Below are 5064 nucleotides of genomic sequence, written 5' to 3'. Positions count from 1 at the left end.
GCATGGTTTAACCACCACCGCCTGCTAGAACCCATTGGTTATATCCCGCCAGCAGAAGCTGAGGCAAACTATTACCAGCAACTCGCTAAAACACTTTAACGAAATACCCTCCTCAAAACCCGGGGCGATGCTGAAATTACCGTCTCTACTTGGGTAGTTCATACCATTCTTTCTTGCACGCTCACTGACGCTCTAACTCGGTCCGCAATGCGCCTTGCCGAGAGGCCTCAAACCCCAAGTTCACCCAGATGCACTAAAGTCTTCTTCCGCGTTTTCTACATGATCGAAGCTGTAGACATGCTCCCTAGGTGAATTTTCGCATGCCCCTATCAATCGGCCCCAAAACCGGAATACGCACATCAGCATCTGCCTCCTGCCTATGAAGGCTGAGCAAAGCTCTCAATAGCTGCACGGGCAGGGTATCTGCCTCAAGCCAGTGCACTACATAACCATCAAGCAAATCAATCGCTTCCTGAGTCATCATCCCGGTTAAAACCTGGTCTTTACCCGGTTTGGTGTCCGGCTGTGTCGCCGAATCTGTCGTCTGTTTTCGCATAGATCTGTGACTTTCAAAGGACGATAAAAGATGACACCAACAACTTCGCTTCAGCACTTTGCCGTTAACAAAGAAGGGCAGTTGGTATCAGTAGGAGAGGTCGAAAGAGGGCTTGCCTGCGAATGCTATTGCTTAGCCTGCCAATCCCCCTCACTAGCCCGCCAGGGGCACATCAGGACGTGGCACTTTGCACATGCGCAGGAAACTGATTGTGAATACGCAGCAGAAACTGCACTTCATAAGGCAGCGAAAGAGTGCATTAGTCGCGGCATGAAACTTTGGGTTCCTGCAATCAGCGTTACAGAGATTGCGTATTCCGGCGATCGTGACCGCTGATTCCGGTCGAGCGTGACCGGTGTCGCATCGTGCGGTGTTGCGCATCTACATTGTAAGGGTGTCGGTCACGATGAGTCTGGATCGACCTCCTTCTTGCTTGATTTTGGCTTCTGCCGAAGAGACTCGCCCGTCAGGGTGAAACGGTGATTCTTTTGCATCACGCGGTCCAGAATGGCATCCGCAATCGTGGCGTCGCCCACCCAGGCATGCCAATGCTCAATCGGTAACTGACTGGTAATGATGGTGGCTTTGTTGGCAGCCCTGTCATCAATAATCTCCAGCAAGTCCGCACGCGTTTGGGGATCAATACCAGCCATGCCCCAGTCATCAAGCAGCAACACATCCGTCCTTGCCAGCTGCACCAGCCACTTGCCAAACGTCCCATTGCCATGACGGATGCGCAGTTCCCCACCCAGTCGGGGGACCCATTGGTAATACGCAGAGTACCCCCGCCGACAGGCGTACTGGGCCAGCGCACAGGCCAGCCAGGACTTCCCCGCCCCGGTGGGGCCGGTGATCAACACACTGTGCCCACTGTCAATCCAGTCACCCAAAGCCAGACTCATCACCGCCTTGCGATCCACACCACGCCCGACGCGGGTATCCCAATCCTCAATGCTGGCCTGGTTGTACTTCAGCTTGGCATCTTTAAGCAGTCGGGTCTGGCGTTTGTCATTGCGCCAGTGGACTTCACGGTCCACCAGTAGCGCCAAGCGTTCTTCAAAGCTGATGGCCGTCATGCCAGCCTGGCTGAGTTGCTCTTCCAATCCCAAGGCCATGCCGGCCAGGCGCAGACCGCGCAGTTGTTCAATCGTCGTATTCATCATCATGGGGGTGCCTGTTGTCGCTGTGGTTGCTGTTGTCATGGGTAATAACCGGGGCCGCGTACATGCGCGTGCTGCGGACTGGTCCACTCAGGCTGGGTGGGTTGCACCTGGTCCCGCCCATTGACCAGAATGTCGCGTACATGGGTGCTGTTGGTCGTGCCCAGCTCCAGTGCCACCACACAGGCGGCCTCCAGCCGTGGCCTAGTAAAACGCTTGGCCAATGCCAACAAACCCAGACAGGCCCGGTAGCCGTGTTCAGGGTGTTTGCGGGTTTCCAGTAGACGCGTCACCAACGCACCGGTGGCCGCGCCAATGCTGTTGCCCCAGTGGATCAGCCGCTCTGGCGTCCACTCCATATGCGCACGATGCGCCGCAGACAGGTGTTCGGGCGGTGGTGAAGCCCCCCTTGTGCGCACAGCGCAGGTGGGACGCTACACGCTGCCCTCGGTGCAGCACCTCTACCGCGCGTGCCGTGACACGGGCCTCAAGGACTTGCCCGACCAGCGACTGCGGCACGCTGTAGCGATGCCCCTCAAACTCGATGTGCTGGTCAATATGCACCCGCACGGTCTTGTAAACCGCCAACTCCCAGGTTTGGACCGGCAAAGGTTGCAATGCGGGTGCGTCCAATTGGGCAAACGCACTGGCGCGGCTGCCCGGCAGCTTCTGAAACGCTTTGGCATTGAGTTGTGCCAAGAGCGGAGCAATGGCTTCGTTGACGTCATCGACCGTTGCAAACTTCTGGTGGCGCAGTCGCATCAGAATCCAGCGTTCCACCACTTGCACGGCGGATTCAACCTTACCTTTGTCCTGCGGGTGGTACGGGCGTGCTGGCAGGAATGAGGTGCCGTAGTGCCGTGCAAAGTCGAGCACCGTTTCATTGGCACGGGGTTCATACCGGTCTGCATTGGCGATCAACGCCTTGGGGTTGTCGGGCACGATGAGCTGAGGCACACCGCCAATGAATCGCAATGCCTGGGCGGTGGCACCCAGCCAATCGGCCATGGTTTCGCGCGGTGTGGCACAGGCATAGGTGTAACTCGATGCGCCCAAAGCGGCGACAAAGATGTGGGCGCGACTGCCGTCTGTCAACGCGATCGTGGGGCCCGCGTAATCGATGAACAATTTCTCACCGGCGCGGTGGATCAGGCGCATGGAGCGTTTGAGGGTCTTGGCGTAGCGGCGGTAATTCTCGCAGAACTGAGAGTAACGGTGGATGGGCTGATCCGGGTGCTGGGCACCATGCTCCTCCCACAGCAGCATCAACGTCATGCCTTTGCGGCGCAACGCTTGGTGGATGAGGCCATAGTCGGGTTGCACGAAACTGCTGGCCCGCTGGGGGGTGCCCAGCAGTCGGTTGTGTAGTGCCGTGTCGTCCAGGGTCTGGATTTGCGCCCAGTCTAGGCCGGCGGTGTTCGCCAGGGTGATGTATTTGGTGACAACGCCTTTGGAGATGTGCAGGGCGGCGGCAGTTCGCTCATGGGAGAGCCGGGCTTCAAGTTTGAGACGTAGGACGTCGCGTATCTTGCGCATATTGATCCTTCGGGTATCGGGCATGCCTACTTCCAGCAAAGCTGGCGAGGCTACCTCGAGGGTTAGGGAAATATGCGCAACATCACACGCTGCAGGAGCCGATTCCGGTCTCGTGACCGACCGTTCCGACGTCGTGACCGGTCATTCCGGTCAACCCTGTAAATCGGTCACGGTCGTCCGGAATCAGTGTTCACGATTAACCGGAATCGTCGGTCACGATCCGCCGGAATGACCGGTCACGGTCATCCGGAATACCCACAGAGATAGCCAGATTGGAAGATGGGCGCACCGCTTCTGCGGCGGCAACACTTGAAGCCAGGGAACTCATTTTCGATGAAGTGGTGTTAAAAGCTGCGGTGGGCAATATAAGGCCGGATGTAACGGCGCTTCAAAAATCCGACCAGCTATTCATAGAAATAGCGGTGAATCATTTTGTCGATGAAGAGAAACGCGCCAAGTTGCTAGCACTCGATATACCGACAGTGGAAATCGCTTTGGATTTAATCCGTCACGAAGAATGGGATTGGGACAAGCTGAGTGAATTGGTTATTCAATCGTTGGAGAATAAACAGTGGTTGGTCTTTCCAGACTTGGCAGAACTTCGCGCAGAAGCCAAATCCAAAGCAATTGCCTTGGCACAAGCTTTACCGCCTCCCCATGTAGCTAACAAATGCACCAAGCAACGGGTTATGCTTGGCGGTGCAACCGTGTATGTGTACCTCTGGGATGATGCCATCACCGTCAGAAAATATGGGCTGATGCATTACGACTATTTCAAAGAGTTCGCGCGGCTGATGCGTCGTATGGGCGGGCTGTGGGGAGATCATAATGATACTTGGCGACTACCTCGCAATGTGGCAGAGCCGTTGATGCATGGTCTGCATAAGCTACAAGGGGCTGCCTCAGAAAACCGAATTTAACGCACATTAGCTGGTCAAGTAGCCCAAGGGGGTCTCGCCCTCAGGCCACTCGACCAGGTAGCCGCACGTGGATGAAAAACCATGCTGTACGGAGCTGCGTGTGATGTATACTTAGCTCAGGCAGGTAAAGCCTGGGTTAACTGCGATACTCACAAGGCGTCGTAAGCGCGCTGCAAGCGCGTCAGTTCCAGGGTCTGCCCCACTTTCGATGGCCTCGCAAAAGCGAGGCCATCTGCTTTATGGAGATTAGGATTGGCACAATTGGTGTACGTCGATGAGAGCGGTGATCTCGGCTGGTCATTCGACAAGCCCTATGGCCAGGGGGGCTCTAGTCGCTATCTCACCATTGCAGCGGTCTTGTTACCTGAGAGCAAGAATCACCTACCTGAACGCAAAATCCGGCAACTTTACAAAAATTGGAAATGGGACACTGCTCGCGAAAAAAAGTGGGTAGACATGCCTGATGTATCCCGTGAGGCATTTGCCCGTTCAGCGAGCAATCTTGCTTTAACACATGCCGACATCGAGTACAGAGCAATCGTGGTGGCAAAGGAGCGTGTACAGCAATCCCTCCGCGCTGACCCGAATAAACTCTACAACTGGATGCTCAAGCTGCTCTTGCTTGATAAGCTCGTTCAACACGAGCGGGTCGTATTGGTGCCAGATCCAAGGTCAATCAAGGTGTCCAATGGCAAGATGCTGGATCACTACTTAGAAATGGCTTTGTATGAAAAAGGGGCCGTGACCCACCTGGAAGTTACACCCTTACTGATGTTACGCAGTAGCTGCGAGAAGCAGCTGTAACTGATCATAAGCCGCGCGGGAGGCGTTGATCAGTAACTTGCGGCAAAGTGCGAATGGGTTCTTCTGCGTCTTGATGCTCAGGCATTCA

The 5064-nt window shown here is 55.6% G+C and carries 5 protein-coding genes and 1 pseudogene; 3 read left to right on the top strand and 3 right to left on the bottom strand.

Going from position 1 to position 5064, the window contains the following annotated elements; all coding sequences use genetic code 11:
• Positions 1–304 precede the first annotated feature (304 nt).
• Positions 305–556, bottom strand: coding sequence for a hypothetical protein (locus tag CSQ89_RS19740; protein WP_099407739.1), 252 nt, complete (start codon positions 554–556; stop codon positions 305–307).
• A 30-nt stretch (positions 557–586) separates the two neighbouring features.
• On the opposite strand from CSQ89_RS19740, the gene CSQ89_RS23925 reads away from it, so the two are divergent.
• Positions 587–892 (top strand): competence protein CoiA family protein, encoded by a 306-nt coding sequence (locus CSQ89_RS23925; RefSeq protein ID WP_139023058.1) that lies wholly within the window; start codon positions 587–589, stop codon positions 890–892.
• 65 nt (positions 893–957) lie between these two features.
• Here CSQ89_RS23925 and istB read toward each other — a convergent pair whose 3' ends face one another.
• Positions 958–1758, bottom strand: a complete 801-nt coding sequence (gene istB / locus CSQ89_RS19735; RefSeq protein WP_308418185.1) for an IS21-like element helper ATPase IstB — start codon at positions 1756–1758, stop codon at positions 958–960.
• Positions 1755–3276: pseudogene (istA, locus tag CSQ89_RS19730) on the bottom strand (IS21 family transposase). The gene istB and the pseudogene istA overlap by 4 nt, the downstream one beginning before the upstream one ends.
• Before the next feature lie 248 nt (positions 3277–3524).
• On the opposite strand from istA, the gene CSQ89_RS19725 reads away from it, so the two are divergent.
• Both CSQ89_RS19725 and CSQ89_RS19720 read left to right on the top strand, forming a co-directional pair.
• Positions 3525–4172, top strand: coding sequence for a hypothetical protein (locus CSQ89_RS19725; RefSeq protein ID WP_099407737.1), 648 nt, complete (start codon positions 3525–3527; stop codon positions 4170–4172).
• A gap of 252 nt (positions 4173–4424) precedes the next feature.
• Entirely contained in the window at positions 4425–4976 is a 552-nt protein-coding gene (locus CSQ89_RS19720) for a DUF3800 domain-containing protein (RefSeq protein ID WP_099407736.1), read from the top strand.
• Positions 4977–5064: the final 88 nt, after the last annotated feature.

Source organism: Chitinimonas sp. BJB300 (assembly GCF_002735695.1).
GTDB lineage: Bacteria > Pseudomonadota > Gammaproteobacteria > Burkholderiales > Chitinimonadaceae > Chitinimonas.
The sequence above is the reverse complement of the archived record's forward strand: the minus strand, read 5'-3'. Positions and strand labels throughout refer to the sequence as shown.